Source organism: Streptomyces sp. NPDC004111, assembly GCF_042874215.1.
Taxonomy (GTDB): domain Bacteria; phylum Actinomycetota; class Actinomycetes; order Streptomycetales; family Streptomycetaceae; genus Streptomyces.
This window is the reverse complement of sequence record NZ_JBIAMU010000001.1, coordinates 59,647-74,990: the sequence shown is the minus strand read 5'-3', so window position 1 is coordinate 74,990 and position 15,344 is coordinate 59,647. Positions and strand designations below refer to the sequence as shown.

Below are 15,344 nucleotides of genomic sequence, written 5' to 3'. Positions count from 1 at the left end.
GCTCTCCCGGCGGCCCACCTCCCCCTCCATTCCGTGCCGTTCTTGTCGAGCACCGGGACCTTGGGGGGAAAGCCCCACCTCAAAGCCGGTGGACAGCAGGCTCCCGGGAGCGGATCTTGCTTGCGAATACTGGGATGCACCAGCCAGTCGCTACCCGCCTACTGCGAAGGATCCCTTCGGTGCCGAATCATGTGCGTGCCTCGTACGACCTGCATCCCTTGGACCGGGACACGTCCGCTCGGCATACGGTGATACCGACAGATCCTGCCGCCCAGTTACCCCTCCGGCGCAGGCGTCCGGGGGCACGTGGCGCGCGGCTCGGCATGCTCGGGGCGCTGGCGACGGTGGTGATGGCAGCCGGCCTCACGACCGCCGCCTCCGCGCACCCCACCGTGGCAGCGCCGGCGGCACACGACGGCCACCGTGCCACCCAGGCGGCCCTTGAGGGGGTCGTCAAGGACGGGCCGCCCGGCGGCATCGCGGTTGTTGCGCAGCAACACGGCACCTGGGCAGGCCGCGCGGGCAGGGCCGACCTTTCCACCGGCCGGGCCCCACGGGCCGATGACCGCTTCCGGGCAGGCTCGATCACCAAGACGTTCGTGGCCACCGTGATCCTCCAACTGGAGGCCGAGGGGAAACTGAGCCTGAACGACACCGTGGACAAATGGCTGCCGGGCCTGGTCCAAGGAAGCGGCCACGACGGCCGGAACATCAAGGTCCGTCAACTCCTCAACCACACCAGCGGCATCTACAGCTACACCGAGGATGCCTACTTCAAACGAACGGAGTTCGGCACCGCATTCCTGAAGCACCGCTACGACACCTGGACACAGGAGCAGATCGTGCGCCTGGCCATGACTCACCCGCCGACATTCGCTCCCGGCAGCAACCAGTGGGCATACTCCGACACCAACTACGTCCTCGCCGGAATGGTGATCAAGGAGGCCACCGGCCACTCCTACGCCCGTGAGATCGAGCAGCGGATCCTGCGCCCCCTGCGCCTGGAAGCCACCATGCTGCCGGGCACCAGGGCCCGCATACCGGGGCCCAGTGGACGCGCCTACTCGAAACTCACGGGCGAACTCGCCGGGCCGACCACACCGGGAAGCCGGACCTATGACGTCACCGAGATCAATCCGTCCCTGGCCGGAGCAGCCGGTGAAATCGTCTCCACCGCACCTGACCTCAACCATTTCTACCGGGCTTTGTTCTCGGGAAGGCTTCTCAAGGAACGTCAGATGCGGGAGATGACCACTACCGTGGAAATCCCGCAGGCGCCGGGTGCCTCCTACGGTCTTGGCCTGATGAAACTCAAGCTGGCCTGCGGTACCGAGGTGTGGGGGCACAGCGGTGGTATCCAGGGCTCCATCTCACAGGCCCTGACCACCGCGGACGGCACCTACGCGCTGGCGCTCCACTTCAATGGCGACTGGAACGTGCACGAGCAGCGGGTCGTCGACGCCGAGTTCTGCGGTCAGTGAACTGCGGGCACACGGCGTCGCCATATCGCTCGCTTCGGATTCTCCCCCGTGCTGTCTCTGAGACCAACTGCGCTTGAGAGAAGCTCAGTTCGCTGCGGACTTCGAGACTCAGGAGCCGTCGCGCCGCAGGCCGCAGCCTAGTGGCGGCCAGCTAGAGCAACATTCTCCCCTGATCGGGGGAGGCCGTCGGTGTCGTCAGCCAGTAGAACTGAGCAGTCGCTACGCCCTTGTCTGCAAGGCTCTGCTCGTGCAATTGACTGCTCAGGCCGGAGAACTGTGCGGTTTCACGGCTGGCGACAGCGTGAAAGAAGAAGAGAGCAACGGTAGGAGAATGATGTGAACGACGGCTATGCGCACGGTGGCAGGGGCAGTTTGGGCAGCGCTGCGATGCACAGTACGCTACATGCCCGTGAGGTACTGAGAATAGGAATGCTGGGACTGTTGGGCATCGCCGGTATCGCTCTTGTTGCGCTAATCCTCGTGGGTTTTCTGGTTTTCTCTTTTCCTTCATCCCCCGTCATGTGGTGAGTCGCGCATTCTCGTGACTCCGGAATCACCGCTGCGCTCACTGAACCGCTTTCATCCTGAATAGTTGCTGGTCGGCAGGGTGTGGACCGCTTGGACGAGGGTGCCGATGCGGCGGGTGGAGCATCGGGCGCGGCGGAAGGCCCGTCAGGGCTTCAGTTGGGTGAAGGCGCGTTCGCCGGGTGCTCGAAGCGGGGCGTGGTCGCGGTTGAACTGCTGGTGGTGCTCGGGCTGTTCGCGTTGGTGGTTGTCGGGGGTGCGGAAGGTGGCGCCGGTGCCCTGGTGGGCGCGGTCGGCGAGAACGGGGATCTGCCGGGTCGGGCAGGCTTGGACGATGCCGTGGGTCCGGGCCGCGGTCAGGTCGTGGGTGCGGCCCGGTGTCGCGCGGGAGAACCACGGTGGTGGGGCGGGTGATGACCTGCGGGTTCGTGCCGTGTTTGCGGTGTTTCGTCGAGTAGTACGGTTCGTCCGCGCGGATCCGGTCGATGGGGATCAGGGTGCCGTCAACGATGATGTGGTCGCCCTCACCGAGGCCGGTGATGGCTTCGCGGAGGCCGGGTGCCCTGCAGGCCAAGACGTCCAAGGTCTCGTCGGCGTATCGCCGGGCGGTGGCCTGGGATGTCCCGAAACCCGCTCCAGGCTGCGGGAACGTCTCGTTCTTCCGCAGATGGACGAGGGCGAGCAGGGCCTGCTGGAAGTAACTAGGCTTGCGCCGCCGTGTGTTGCGGGCTTGGCGGTTCTCGTGCGGCAGCCGGGCGACATGCTCGGCGAGTTCGTGCGGGACGTAGCCCCGTTCCGGTCGCAGCGGTCTGGCTGAGAGAGGGCGCGGCACCCTGCTCTCCGCGCTTGAGGGCAGCGCGAGGATCATGCAGTGGTGTGCGGGCGCCCGCAAGCGTTGCCCGGGTTGGCCGCGGGGTGGTGAAGGCCGAGGCCAAGGACTCGTAGAAGGGCCCGGCCGCAGCGCGGACTACCGGGAGCCCGCCACAGGCCGCTGCTTGTAGAAGGACTCCTTCAAGTAGGCGGCCTCGTGCGGCTGGTAGGGCTCCTCCAGGTAGGCGGCCTCGCCGTCGTCGAGGTCGACGTCTACCGCGGCGACCGCGTCGGCCAGCTGGGACGGCTTGGTGACTCCGACGATGGGCGAGGTCACCGCCGGATGGCGCATCACCCAGGCCAGGGCGACCTGGGCCGGCGACAGACCCCGCTTGCCCGCGATCTCCTGGACACGCTCGGCCACCGCCTGGTCCCCGTCGCGGTAGAGGATCTTGCCGCCCTCGTCGGTCTCGGCGCGCGCCGTGGCAGTGTCCCGGGCCCGCGTCAGCCTGCCCCGGGCCAGCGGGCTCCACGGGATTACGCCGATGCCCTGGTCGGTGCAGAGCGGGAGCATCTCCCGCTCTGCCTCCCGGTGGATGAGGTTGTAGTGGTCCTGCATCGACACGAACCGGGTCCAGCCGTTCAGGTCGGCCAGGTACAGGGCCTTGGTGAACTGCCAGGCGTACATGGAAGAGGCTCCGATGTAGCGGACCTTCCCGGACTTGACCGCGTCGTGCAGCGCCTCGAGGGTTTCCTCGATCGGAGTGTCGTAGTCCCAGCGGTGGATCTGGTACAGGTCGATGTAGTCGGTCCCCAGCCGCTTCAGAGAGGCGTCGAGCTCGGCGAAGATCGCCTTGCGGGACAGCCCGGCACCGTTCGGACCGGGGCGCATCCGCATCCAGACCTTGGTGGAGAGAACAACCTCCTCGCGCCGGGTGAAGTCCTTGACCGCCCGGCCGACGATCTCCTCGCTGCTTCCGGCGCTGTACCCGTTGGCCGTATCGAGGAAGTTGATACCGCTCTCAAGGGCCTGCTTGATGATGTCCCGGCTGGCGTCCGCGCCCAGCGACCAGGGCTCGCCGCCCCGCTCCGGCTCGCCGAAGCTCATACAGCCGAGAGCTATGGCGGAGACTTCCAGTCCGGACTTCCCGAGTTTGATGTATCGCATGCTTCGGAACCTAGGACTTGGAGTGCGCTCCAACACAAATACCTCTCGGTCCGGGCTTCGGAGGCGTGGGGCATGTATGCCCTGTCAGGTTTCGACCGTTTCGGCTGTAGTGCCAGGGCATCCCGTGGTAGCGAGTATCGGCACTACGCTGATCGGAATCCGCAGGGGGTTGTGCGTCTGAGGGGAGGCAGAAGCGGAGCTGCGGGCACACTCCACCAAGTCCACCAGTCACGTCTCACGCCGGCGCTCCCGGTCAAAATCAGGGACCGTTTCGGGGGGGGGGCGTGGTGACCACTGAAGTCGCTGAGGCGGTGGGAGAGGTTGCTTCGGGCGGGATGCCCTGCCGCCTTGGCATTCTTCTCGTGGAGTTTTCAGACAGGCGCGGATCCTCTATCGGGGTCGGCGCGACCTGCGGCGTCTCTGTCGCAACTGTGCCTCGGCCACGGCGAGGTTGCCACCGGAAGGCGAGGGTGCGGGGGTGGCCGGGCCCAGGGTGCGTTCCTGGGGACCCACACGCTTTGGCAGAGATCGAGCGCTTCCTCGTGGTGGCCGAGGTCGCTGAGGGCATCGGCAAGATTGTTGCGGCTGTCGGGATGGTCGAGACCGAGGGTAGGTCGCGGTCGGCCAGCACATTGCGGCACAGATCGGCTGCCTGCTGGCGGTGGTCGAGCCGGTGAAGGACGTAAGCGAGTTCGTTACGGCTGTTGAGCGGGCGGGGACGGTGGGCGGCTTCGGATCGAGGCCTCAAGATGCGTGAGGACCAACTGGAGCCGCACCCACGGAGGACGGGGGTGCGCGGGCAACTCCCGCTGATCCGAACGGCGCGGAGGGCACTGGCGCCAGGGCCAGTGCCGAGTGGCTGTCGGGACTGGTGGGTCCTTCACTGCTGCTGTGGGCTGAGGCGTACGAAGGGCAGCTGGCGTCCGACCGCGTGGTAGTCGTCCGGTGTGCCGTCGACGGAGAAGCCCATGAAGCGGACGAGTTTGCGTGCGGCTTTCGGGTGGCGGGGTGCGTAGCGGGCCATGAAGTCGCCGCCTTCGTCCGTGCCGAGTGGGTGTGCGGTGACGGGGATGGTGCGCAGGCCGACCTGGATGCTGGCCCGGGGTGTGGCAAGGAGGTTCCGGTACCAGGCTGCTTTGGGGCCGAAGCCGGAGCAGACCACGTAGCTGCCGTCGGTCCGGTCGTGTTCGACGACTTCGATGACGACGCGGCGGTGTTTGCCCGAGGCGCGGCCGGTGTGGTTCAGCAGGAGCAGTCGGCCGCCGAAGAGCCAGCCCAGGTGCAGTCGGTAGAGGTGGATGGGTGCCCGCAACAGCAGGCGGCGGATGCCGGTGGGCGGGGCGGGGCGTTTGGTGATTTCCATGGCGGGTGTCCTTCAGATGCGGGTGAGGACGGTGGCGGGGCACCGTAGCCGCGAGGAGGTCCGCAGGCCTGGTGCATGTCCCGCAGTTCGAGCACAGTTCCGTCCTGCGGTTCGAGTACGGCCGTCGCGCCCGGTGCGGCGTTTGCCGGTGGGGTCATGGCGCACCGTCCGCGCTGGGTGAGGCGGTCAGTCCGCCGGAGTAGATCGCGAGCACCTCGGGTCCCCAGCGGGCCATGCCCTCGGTGGACAGCGGGTCGGTGTCCAGGACGGCGGCCAGATGGTCGCGCAAGAGCAGTACGGCCAGGTCGTTGGTCATCAGGATCGCCGCGCGCACCGCCGGGTCCCGGCCCGGTGCGGCGAGCCCGGCCCGGGTCATCGCGTCGAGGGCCGCCCGGCTCAGGTCGTAGAGCCGGGCGAAGAGCTGCCGCCCGGAGCTGCTGCCGGAGAGCAGGAGCCGGGAGAGGTAGGAGGGGATGGGGGAGTCTGCCGGCAGGTGCTTGAGTGTTGCTGCGGCCAGCGACCCGTGCGCCGCGGGATCGGCGAGGTCCGGCGCGCCGTCGGCGGTGATCGACCCCAGTATCTGGTCGAACGCGTCGAGGACGTATCGGTCGACCTCTTCGCGGAGCCCGTCCTTCGAACCGAAGTGGTGCAGCACCAGGCCGGGGGAGACCCCGGCGGCTGCGGCGATCTGCCGCACGGAGACGCTGTCCGGGCCCTTCTCGGAGAAGAGACGGAGTGATTCATCGCGCAGGACTGCGCGGGTGGTCCGGTCCTCGGAGGCTGAACGCATGTTCAATATGTTAAACATCCGTTCAATCGGTTGGCAACGAGGGTGCAGTGCACCCGTGCGCCCGCTTCTCAGGGCTCCCGCGCAGTCCCTTGGGCCACGAGATCCGGGAGGAGTACTTCGTCCGGCTGTCCCCGCTCAAGCACCGCAACCTGAACCTGCTCGGCTGCTACAGCTTCACCGTCCCGGTCCCGGCCTCCGGCGCTTGAGGCGCACGCTGTGCAGGAGGAGGCGTGCGCTGTGGCGGCGGGCTGCGGCGGCGGGCGTGTGGTCCCCGACGGTGGCTCAACGGACGATCAACGGCTCCGTCTTCTCACACCCTTCGTCGACGACGGATTGGAGCCGCCGGGCTGACAAATCCTGCACCTTCTCCTGCCCGCGAGCCCCGGGGCTTGCTTGAGCTGTGTGCGCTGAAAGCTTGCTCGCACGTTTCTGAGGGGGCGGGGCCGCAGCAATGCGCCCCCGCTGCCCGACTCGTGGTGGGCCCCCGGCCTTCGGCAGGCGCCACGCTGGTCGAACACACCACCCGCTGCACGACCATCGTCGCGCTGCCGGACGGCATCAAGGCCGAGCAGGTCACACCGCACCTCACCAGGAGCCTCCTCGTCATCCCGCCCCAACTGCGTCGAACACTCACTTGGGTCCCCGGCCGGGTGACGGCAAAAGCACCAGGCCATCACCGCCGAGACCCGGATGCCGATCTGCCTCTACAAGCCACGGAGCCCGTGGCAGCGCGGCACCAACGAGAACACCAACCGACTGCTACGGCTGTGCCTCCCCAAGGGAACTGACCTCCGCCCGTTCAGCCAGGCCGACACGGACGCCATGGCCCACGAGCTCAACCACCGTCCACGTAAGACCCACGGCTACCGCACTCCGGCAGAGGTTTACGCGGGCCTCCTGAACAGTGGTGATGCGTTGACCGCGTGAGCTCGCCCTGTTCGCGCCGCACTACGGGGCACAGGCGACCTGTCATGGCAGTCAGGCAGGTTGAGCTGCCGCCCGCCCCACTTGCATCAGATGCGCCAAACTCCCCGGCTCTTCGGCTCGTTCGGGTTTCCGAGCGCGGGGGTTGTTCATGACCCGGGCGGCTTCCTGCATGCGCCCACGGGGACGGGGCATCCGGCTGTGCACGAGGAAGAGGAGGGGGCTTCGATGGACCTGGGTCTGGAAGTTGCACTGGCGCGGGGTGATGCGGATGACCCGTCCGATTGGGCGTGGGTCGCCGCGATCCTCGTGCTCTACCTGCTCATCGGGTACGCACTGGAGTACCGGTCCAAGAGACGCAAGGGTGTCAGGAGCCCCGCGAAGGGCGCGGTGCAAGGTCTCTTCTCCGAACGTCAGGGCATCGACCCCGGGCAGCGGTTCGTCAGCCGCATGGTGATGCTCGGGGGCGCGCTGGCTGCCGGACTCACCGCGTTCCTGACCAGGAACGCGCCCTCGGGACTGCAGTGGACGGCTGTGGGTGTGGTCGCATTGCTCGGGATCTTCGCATGGGCGTACTTCGACCACCGCACCGAGCCGCGCGAGGAGGACTAAACGCAGGCCCTTGGGCCGTACGCGCCTTCGCCCTTGAGGTTTTGACGGGACGCAGCGAAAGCTGCCGACGCCCGTTCCGGCCGAGGGTGCGTGGCATGGGCGCGTCGGCCTTCCCCGGACAATCCACCAAGGAGCTGCTCACCGCACAGTGATGCGGCCCGGGGCGACTTTCGAAGTTCCCAGCCTGCCCGCGCTGGGTGATCGCTGGCGCTGACTGTGTTTTCGGTATCTGGGGCAGTCAAACCGCTATGGAGTGACTGGACATGGGCCCTCGATGACAGGCTGCCGGTGTTCGCCTCGGTGACCAAGTCGTCGTCGGCGCCGACGAGCATGCTCCGCTTGGCGATTGTCGTGTCGTCGGCGTCGATCGCGCGGAGGGTGTGAGGCCTGGAGTGGGTCGCGGCGGCGATGATGAACGCGTCGTAGGCGTCGGCTCTGGACTCGCCGTGATGCGGATCGGCGATTCGTCGCACCGTGTGCTCCGGCAGACGGGCGGCGTTGCAGTTCTGTACGCGGGCGACGGCCGGCGGGAGTGCGCCGATGGGGCTGGCTCGTCAACGATGAGGAGCATTCTTCCGCGCTTGGCCTTTGCAGCCTGGTGCACACCGAGCCTACGGGCGGTGTGGCTCGGGAGTGGGTGGTCTGTTCACGGCCGGTGGGGCCGGGTTGGGGTCCATGTGAGGAGTCGCTCGTGGGCGGGCGGCAGAGCATCAGGGGGCAGGCGCTCTCGCGAAGTTGGCTCGATTTGATTTAGCGTTCAACTTGTGTCTATTGCATGCTGTTCGTGTCGGCGCCGAACAGACGCGGCGTCGTACCAATGGCCCAGAATCGTGAGGGAGATGTCTCGGCATGACGCAGACCCAGACGAAGCCCCAGTCGCGGACGCAGGCTCAGTCCCTGCCTCTCCGCCTGCACCACCACGCCTGGATCACGGACGATCAGGAGGCGAACCGGCGTTTCTACGAGGACGTGATCGGCCTGCCGCTGGTCGCGACCTGGACCGAGCAGGAGGTCATGGCCGGCACCGTGCGTTCCTACAGCCACGCCCTCTACGGCCTTGCCGACGGCAGCGCGCTCGCCTTCTTCCAGTTCGCCGACCCGAAGGACCAGGAGGAGTTCCGGACCGGCATCAACTCCACCCCTCTGCGTCACATAGCCTTCAAGGTGGAGGCTGAGACGCAGGATGCCATCCGCGAACGCATCGCCGCGGCCGACTACGCGGACGCGAACCCCCACGTGCTCGACCATGGGTTCGTCGTTTCGCTTTACCTCACGGACCCCAACGGTCTGATCCTGGAGTTCGCCGTCGACCACCCCGACGTGGAGAAGATCGACGCTGCGCAGCGCACCACCGCACACGCCGACCTCGCCCGTTGGCTCGCCGGCGACCACACCAGCAACAACCGATGGCGCTGACCCCTGCCTCTGCCTCTGGTGCGCGGAACCGGACTCCACGAGTCGAACACGTCCTGCTCGACCGAGAGACGTTTGCAGAAGTTCCCGGACCCCGCCGCCGCGTGCTGTGGGAGACAGCCGCTCCCCGGCCCGGCGTCGGGACGCGGGATTGTGCCCGGGGCAGGGGGGGGCCGGGGTACGGCGGGTGAACTGGGTACGCAGTTCCTGGCGCAGGGCGGGGCCGATGCGGCGGGTGTGGCCCACGAAGACGGCCTGCTGGGCGACGGTGCGGAGTTTGGTGTTCGTGCGCATCGATATCTGCCGCAGCAGGCCCCATGCTTCGTCGGGCGGTATCCGCCCGGTGGCGACGAGCACATCGATGGCCTGGCCGACGACCCGGCGCGCACGGGCCGGGCGCGCCCGAATCCCGGCGGGAACAGGTACAGAGGACGTGACCCAGCATTGCATCGCCGCCGCGAACGACCTCTCCGCCCAGTACCTGGCCCTGGACACCACCGGCATAAACACCACCCTCACGTGTGCGCACCGTGCCCTTGCTGCCCGTCCGCCCCAAGCGCAGGAGATGCTGTGGCTGGCGCACCTGCTGAGCGGGCACCTCGGCCTCCTCCTGGCGGAACTCCTGCCGCGCCTGCGCACCATGGACTGCGGCACCACCCGTTGGGCCCAGCACAAGGCCGATCACGACGCCGCCCGCCACACCCTGGAAGCCGGGCCCGGCTCCGGCCAGGGTGGCGCAGGCATTCATCTGCGCGACCTCACCCGCAGCTGTGTGCGGGCCGGCCGACCGGGTAGCCCGCGAGGGTTTCTCTCCGGTGGGCGTGGCGGGCGGGGTGGGCTTGTGAGCGGGAGTCTGCGAGGTGCCGTATCAGGCTTCGTCGTCGACTTCCGATTCTTCTCTCCCGCCGCTGTCGCGAACGCAGTTGGTGGAGACGCGTCGTGTGGGGGCTGTCGAGCTGTTCGGGGAAGGTGTCGCGAACGCGGAGATTGCCCAGGGGGTGGGGGGGCGTTCCGAGAGTGTGCGACGTGGGCGGCGGGCATGGGAGGCCTGGGGTACTTCTTCGGCCCTGCGACGATGTGCGGCCACCGGACGCCCACCCCAAGCCGGCCGACGCGCAGGTCGAGACGCTCCGAACCGCGAACAGACGGTAGGCCAACGACGCAAGTATCCCTGTACGTTCTGGGCGGCGCTGAGGAGTTGCACCGCCTCGGCGGGACTGCCGCCTGGCCTGGAGGAATGGCGGACACCTTGCGAGGGTGCGGGGTGATCAGCGGGGGACGTGCTGACCCCAGTCGTAGTGGTCGCGGCCGTAGTCGTGCGAGCGTTCGCGCACCCGGTCCCTGCCGTCCTGGGTCTGTTCCGTGCGCTCCGGGGTCCCCGAGCTCTGCGTTGCAGATTCCCGTGGCGCGGAGGAGGGATCGACGGCGGGTGCCTCATGGGTCCGGGATTCCACTACGCGCCCGCTCCTGGCGTCGATGCCGATTTCGTGGAGTGTGCGGCTGTCCCGTACGCCGACCTCCCAACGGGGGGAGTCGGGCCGCCCCTGGATGGAGAGAGCGTCGACGAAGCCCTTCCCCACCTTCTCCAGTGCCTTTGACGCCGCTTGGTCGCGGTCAATGGTGGCCTCGTCGAGCAGCCCGAGCGGGATGTTCAGGCGCTTGCGGGCGTGGTCGGGCATGCGGTCCGCGGTGCTGCCGAGGAGAGCGCCGGTCGCGGCGTCCACCGTGATGTGGTGAACACGGGGCTCACCAGTCATCACGTCGACCTTCCAGGCTTTTCTGTCGGACTTGAGCTCGACGGATGTCACCCGGCCACCGTCGACCGAGTTCTGGGCGCTGCGGGCTGCCTGCGACTGGGCCACGGCAGGGCCACCGGTTTCTTGTGCCCCTGTTGCCTCCGGGGTGGCCGAGGCGGGGGAGGAGCTGGCCGGTGCCGTTGTCTCCGGCGTGGAGGGGGCCGCCGACTGTTTCTGCTCAACCCCCTGAACCCCGTTGCAGGCGGTGGCGCCGAGAGTCAGAACGGCGACAAGAACGGGTGTTGCTGCGGCGGAATGCCGGGAGAACTTCACGGGAGTTCCTCGGAGGGGTGCGGTGGAGATGCTGACAGCAGGACCGTCCCGCACCTTCCTGAACACACCCTGAAGTTCCCTGAAGGCCTCTTAAGCATCGAAAGTAAGCTAAAGGCCTACAAGGCGATAATATCGGGCAAATGAACCGGCTTCTCATAGTCGAGGACGAGACATCGCTCGCCTCCGTCCTCCAACGCGGCTTCGAAGCCGAAGGCATGCACGTCGACCTGGCACACCAGGGCGACACCGGGCTGCGCCTGGCGCTGGAGGGGGAGTACGACGCGATCATCCTCGACCTCATGCTGCCCGGCCTCGACGGCCACCGCGTCTGCACCGCGATCAGGGCGGCCGGCCTGTGGACACCGATCCTCATGCTGACCGCGAAGGACAGCGAGTACGACGAAGCACAGGGCCTGGACACCGGCGCCGACGACTACCTCACCAAGCCCTTCTCCTACCTCGTGCTCCAGTCCCGCATACGGGCCCTGCTGCGGCGCACCGCCCGCGGCCGGCCGCAGCGCATCATTGCCGGCGACCTGGTGCTGGAAACCTCCGCCCGCCGATGCATCCGGGCCGGCCGTGACATCGCGCTCACCTCGCGGGAGTTCGACCTGCTCGCCGTGCTGGCACGCAGACCCGGGACCGTGGTCTCCAAGTCGGCGCTGCTGGAAGAGGTCTGGGACCTGCCCGGGGAGAGCGACCCGAACGTGGTCGAGGTCCACGTCAGCGCGCTGCGCCGCAAGATCGACCGCCCCTTCCCGCACAAGCTCCTGCACACGGCGCGCGGCCTGGGCTACCGCATCCTGACCGACGGCGCACCATGAGCCTGCCCGCACACGCGCAGCCGGCACCGGAGACCGCCGGGAACCGCACCCTCCAGGACCGGCCGATGAACACCACGCCCCGTGCCCGGCTCCGTCGGCGCATCGACTGCGCCCGCGCCTCCGTACGTGTTCGCACCGCGGCCACGGCCTCCCTGGTCGTCGCGGCCGTACTTGCCGCCGCCGGAGGAGGGCTCCTCGTGCTGGTACACCACGGACTCGTCGAATCCGCAGAGGAGACCGCACTCACCCGAGCTCGGGCGGTCGCCGACATGACCGACAGAGGCCGACTGCTGGAAAGCCTGCCGGTACCCGACGGGCAGGACGGCATCCTCCAAGTGGTCACCGCCGACGGCCACGTACGGGCTGCCAGCGAGAACCTGCTGGGCCTGCCACCCATCGCCTCCTTCGCCCCAGCCCCCGGCCACGGCCACGCGGCCCGTTCCCTGCACCTCGACACCAACGACGGCACACCGCCTCCCGATGCCCCCGCCCACTTCCGTACCGTCGCCGTCCCCGCGTACGACGGCAGCACCCCCGTCACTGTCTACGCGGGAACCTCACTCGCCACCTCCGACGACGCCCAACAGCTGATCCTGCTCGGCATGCTCCCCGGCATCCCGCTGCTCGTTCTCCTGGCAGCCGCCGTCACCTGGCACAGCACCGGCAGGGCACTGCGCCCGGTCGACGCCATCCGGGCAGAAGTCGCAGAGATCACCGACCGCGAACTCGGCCGCCGCGTGCCCGTCCCCAGTTCCCGCGACGAAGTCGCCCGCCTCGCCCGCACCATGAACCACACCCTGGACCGGCTTCAGGACTCCGTGGACCGCCAGCGTGATTTCGTCGCCGACGCCTCCCACGAACTACGCAACCCACTCGCCACCCTGCGCGCCCACATCGAGATGGCTCAGGCCCGCCCGGACCTGCTGCGCCTGACCGACCTCCAGCAGGACGTCATGCGCCTGCAGAACCTCGCCACCGACCTCCTGCTCCTCGCCCGCCTCGACGCGGGCGAGGCCCCCGCGCACCAGTCCGTCGACCTGCACGCCCTCGTCACCGACACCGTCGGCCGCCGCGGACAGGAACGCGTCCCGGTGCACCTGGTACTGACCCCGGACATCCAGTGCACGGGCAACCGCACGCAACTCAGGCGCCTGCTGGACAACCTCCTCGACAACGCACAACGCCACGCCAGCACCTCGGTCACCGTCACTCTGTGCCGTGAAACCACCAACCCCGCCCCGAGGGCCGGCCACGTCGCCGTGCTGACCGTCGCCGACGACGGCAGCGGCATTCCGGAACAGGACCGCGCCCGTGTTTTCACCCGCTTCACCCGTCTTGACGAGGCCCGCAGCCGCGACCAGGGCGGCGCCGGACTCGGACTGGCCATCGCCCGCTCCGTGGCCACCGGCCACCACGGCACTCTCACCGTCACATCTCCCGCCCAGGGCGGCGCAGGAGCCCACCTCGTGCTGCGCCTGCCCGAGAGCCGGAGCGCTCACGCCGACACGACCTCGCGCAGGCAGGAGGGGAACCACCCTGCAACGCGGGAAAGTTGAGGCCACGGCCAAACGCCACCGACGGCCCGCCCCCGGCCGCCCGGCGACGGAAACCGCACACGCCCGATGACGCCGGGCGCGAATCCCCACTCCGTGACTTGAGCACGGCCGGCCGCGCGAGAGGCTGACGCCGACCGACAGCCACGCAGAAGTCATCACGACGGACACACAACACGACGGACACACAAGGTGTGCGCATGCACCGGCCAACCACGCGGAGGGACTTGGTCCCGCGAGCCCCACGGCCGCAGCACCACGCAGAAGCTGGAGCCCTCGTGAGCCGCGAACACTTCGGTCAAGTTCACCGCCACAGCCCATGACGCACTGCACATCGAGGCTCCCTGCACCACCACCGAGGCCGGCCACCCGGCTCGCCCGGTGGTCTGCCGCCCCCAGGGGTGCCAGGCGGCGCGCTATCTCCCGCACGGGGAGGGCGCGTCGCTGCTGGCGGCTTTGTGCCGGGGACACCGACCGTGCGTGGTGCGCATACGAGGCAAGGCCGGTTGTTCTTCAGCGGCGGTGAACAACTACAGACCGTAGCCGGGAGCTTGGCGCAGGACTAAAAGGGCGTCGTACAGGCATTCCTGCGCTTACCGAGCTGTTCCGGCCGGCCGGTGAAACCTCGCAGCGTCTGGTTCAGGACAAGTCGGAGCGGCGGCCTCTTGGTACCGGGAAACCCGGGTGGGGTTCCGGCGCTGCCTTCTCCGGTGTGTCCGAAGGTGCCTCACTCGGGTAGAGCAGCTCTTTTCGGACGGAGGTGGCCTGCTGGGGGCCGTGGGTACACGGGGAGCGCATCCGGGGCGCAAAGAGAGGGTGTGCAGGGATACGGGTGAAGTACGGAGTGGGTACCAATCCGGCGAGCCTTCCGTTCCGAATGCGCACCTTCAGATCTTCGGGAATGTCGCGATCTGCAACTTTTGTTCTATTTCTTTCTCTCGGTGGGAAGAGTTGTGTTGAGGTAGGTGCACGCACTGTGACGGGTTTGCTCGTCGCGGGGCACGCCGTGCGCGGGAAGGTCATGAACGCGCAATTGCCGAGAAGACGGCCTCAGCGCGAAGCGGTTGTGCTGCCGGAGAGCCGGAGCCGTCACCAACTTTGTCGAGGATTGAGGAGCTGGACAGCCATGCCTGAAATCAGTGGAACGAGCACGAGCACGAGCACGAGTACGAGCACGAGTACGAGTGCGGGCGCTTCTGCGCGGGTGTTCCGCGTGCAGTCACCGGTCAAGGTGTGTCCCGACTGCGTGTGCTGCATCGACGGCCTGTGCGGGAGGGGCCCGGGAAGCGGATGCCCTGATGCGGTCGACAGCAAGTGGCCCTATCCGTGTCCGTGCACTTCGAACTCCATGGATGCCCCGCTGCCCTGAACGGGCACGCGTCCTACGGCGAGGGCGGCGGTCGGAATCGGCCAGGGCGGGCGCAGTCGGCGAGAGGGCCCGCACCCGTGCCCGTCACGACGCGCTCTTCCCCGCCTGCCCGCCGCATCCCCAACGCATCCAACTCGCCCGCCGTGTCAGCCGCAGCACCGCCAAGAGCCGGAAAAGAAGGTGACCTGCGGATTCACAGGTACGGTGCACTCCTGACCGGTGGCCTGTCCTCTGCTTGGCGTCGGATGTCCGCGCTATGGCATGCCCGCACTGTGCAGGGACCGGTTCGTGCCGAGGAATCACCAGGGTCACAAGGTTGGTGCGCCGGAACCGGGGTGGGGGAGAGGGGCGGAGTGCAGACAGTGCCTCGCTCTGTGGGGCTGGTTTCAGAGAAATCGGCTTACGGCCAGGGCGCCTCCTGCCCGTGCTGATCGGTCGGCTCA

General features: G+C 68.1%; 10 protein-coding genes and 4 pseudogenes. 7 read left to right on the top strand and 7 right to left on the bottom strand.

Annotated features, from left to right (window positions below; translation table 11 throughout):
- Positions 1-323: 323 nt before the first annotated feature.
- Positions 324-1,481 carry a serine hydrolase domain-containing protein gene (locus ACFYVL_RS00335; protein ID WP_389240170.1) on the top strand — a complete coding sequence of 386 codons (1,158 nt, stop codon included), beginning with the start codon at positions 324-326 and terminating at the stop codon, positions 1,479-1,481.
- 579 nt (positions 1,482-2,060) lie between these two features.
- On the opposite strand, the pseudogene ACFYVL_RS00330 reads toward ACFYVL_RS00335, so the two are convergent.
- The 4 genes and pseudogenes from ACFYVL_RS00330 to ACFYVL_RS00315 all read right to left on the bottom strand — a co-directional run bounded on the left by ACFYVL_RS00330 (position 2,061) and on the right by ACFYVL_RS00315 (position 6,137).
- Positions 2,061-2,838 (bottom strand): annotated as a pseudogene (locus ACFYVL_RS00330) (transposase family protein).
- Between the two features lie 135 nt (positions 2,839-2,973).
- The gene (locus tag ACFYVL_RS00325) at positions 2,974-3,984 is read right to left on the bottom strand and encodes an aldo/keto reductase (RefSeq protein ID WP_389240168.1); all 1,011 of its coding nucleotides are present in this window, start codon (positions 3,982-3,984) and stop codon (positions 2,974-2,976) included.
- A gap of 880 nt (positions 3,985-4,864) precedes the next feature.
- On the bottom strand, positions 4,865-5,347 hold the full coding sequence (locus tag ACFYVL_RS00320) for a nitroreductase family deazaflavin-dependent oxidoreductase (RefSeq protein WP_389240166.1): 483 nt from the start codon (positions 5,345-5,347) through the stop codon (positions 4,865-4,867).
- Between the two features lie 154 nt (positions 5,348-5,501).
- Positions 5,502-6,137 (bottom strand): TetR/AcrR family transcriptional regulator, encoded by a 636-nt coding sequence (locus ACFYVL_RS00315; RefSeq protein ID WP_389240164.1) that lies wholly within the window; start codon positions 6,135-6,137, stop codon positions 5,502-5,504.
- Positions 6,138-6,848: 711 nt separating this feature from the next.
- On the opposite strand from ACFYVL_RS00315, the pseudogene ACFYVL_RS00310 reads away from it, so the two are divergent.
- Positions 6,849-7,064: pseudogene (locus tag ACFYVL_RS00310) on the top strand (transposase); the annotation flags it as partial.
- 225 nt (positions 7,065-7,289) lie between these two features.
- Positions 7,290-7,673, top strand: coding sequence for a hypothetical protein (locus ACFYVL_RS00305; RefSeq protein WP_389240162.1), 384 nt, complete (start codon positions 7,290-7,292; stop codon positions 7,671-7,673).
- Here ACFYVL_RS00305 and ACFYVL_RS00300 read toward each other — a convergent pair.
- A complete protein-coding gene (locus ACFYVL_RS00300; RefSeq protein ID WP_389241285.1) occupies positions 7,670-8,215 on the bottom strand; it encodes a transposase in 546 nt (181 codons plus the stop codon). The two genes, ACFYVL_RS00305 and ACFYVL_RS00300, sit on opposite strands and share 4 nt — an antisense overlap.
- A gap of 307 nt (positions 8,216-8,522) precedes the next feature.
- On the opposite strand from ACFYVL_RS00300, the gene ACFYVL_RS00295 reads away from it, so the two are divergent.
- Positions 8,523-9,089, top strand: a complete 567-nt coding sequence (locus tag ACFYVL_RS00295; protein WP_389240160.1) for a VOC family protein — start codon at positions 8,523-8,525, stop codon at positions 9,087-9,089.
- A gap of 264 nt (positions 9,090-9,353) precedes the next feature.
- Here ACFYVL_RS00295 and ACFYVL_RS00290 read toward each other — a convergent pair.
- Positions 9,354-9,536 (bottom strand): annotated as a pseudogene (locus ACFYVL_RS00290) (ANTAR domain-containing protein); the annotation flags it as partial.
- Here ACFYVL_RS00290 and ACFYVL_RS00285 point away from each other — a divergent pair.
- Positions 9,448-9,846, top strand: a pseudogene (locus ACFYVL_RS00285) (DUF6415 family natural product biosynthesis protein); the annotation flags it as partial. The pseudogenes ACFYVL_RS00290 and ACFYVL_RS00285 sit on opposite strands and share 89 nt — an antisense overlap.
- Positions 9,847-10,354: 508 nt before the next feature.
- On the opposite strand, the gene ACFYVL_RS00280 reads toward ACFYVL_RS00285, so the two are convergent.
- Complete coding sequence (locus ACFYVL_RS00280; RefSeq protein ID WP_389240158.1) at positions 10,355-10,948, bottom strand: PepSY domain-containing protein; 594 nt, start codon at positions 10,946-10,948, stop codon at positions 10,355-10,357.
- A 347-nt stretch (positions 10,949-11,295) separates the two neighbouring features.
- Between ACFYVL_RS00280 and ACFYVL_RS00275 the strand changes: the two genes are divergently transcribed.
- Together ACFYVL_RS00275 and ACFYVL_RS00270 are read left to right on the top strand one after the other, a co-directional pair.
- Positions 11,296-11,979, top strand: coding sequence for a response regulator transcription factor (locus ACFYVL_RS00275; RefSeq protein ID WP_389240156.1), 684 nt, complete (start codon positions 11,296-11,298; stop codon positions 11,977-11,979).
- Complete coding sequence (locus tag ACFYVL_RS00270; RefSeq protein ID WP_389240154.1) at positions 11,976-13,535, top strand: sensor histidine kinase; 1,560 nt, start codon at positions 11,976-11,978, stop codon at positions 13,533-13,535. The genes ACFYVL_RS00275 and ACFYVL_RS00270 overlap by 4 nt, the downstream gene beginning before the upstream one ends.
- The last annotated feature ends 1,809 nt before the right edge of the window (positions 13,536-15,344 follow it).

Excerpts from the sequence above, each read along its gene's own strand:
- ACFYVL_RS00335 (WP_389240170.1), top strand. The coding sequence starts at position 324 with ATGCTCGGGGCGCTGGCGACGGTGGTGATGGCAGCCGGCCTCACGACC.
- ACFYVL_RS00320 (WP_389240166.1), bottom strand. The coding sequence starts at position 5,347 with ATGGAAATCACCAAACGCCCCGCCCCGCCCACCGGCATCCGCCGCCTG.
- ACFYVL_RS00295 (WP_389240160.1), top strand. The coding sequence starts at position 8,523 with ATGACGCAGACCCAGACGAAGCCCCAGTCGCGGACGCAGGCTCAGTCC.
- ACFYVL_RS00315 (WP_389240164.1), bottom strand. The coding sequence starts at position 6,137 with ATGCGTTCAGCCTCCGAGGACCGGACCACCCGCGCAGTCCTGCGCGAT.
- ACFYVL_RS00305 (WP_389240162.1), top strand. The coding sequence starts at position 7,290 with ATGGACCTGGGTCTGGAAGTTGCACTGGCGCGGGGTGATGCGGATGAC.
- ACFYVL_RS00275 (WP_389240156.1), top strand. The coding sequence starts at position 11,296 with ATGAACCGGCTTCTCATAGTCGAGGACGAGACATCGCTCGCCTCCGTC.
- ACFYVL_RS00270 (WP_389240154.1), top strand. The coding sequence starts at position 11,976 with ATGAGCCTGCCCGCACACGCGCAGCCGGCACCGGAGACCGCCGGGAAC.
- ACFYVL_RS00325 (WP_389240168.1), bottom strand. The coding sequence starts at position 3,984 with ATGCGATACATCAAACTCGGGAAGTCCGGACTGGAAGTCTCCGCCATA.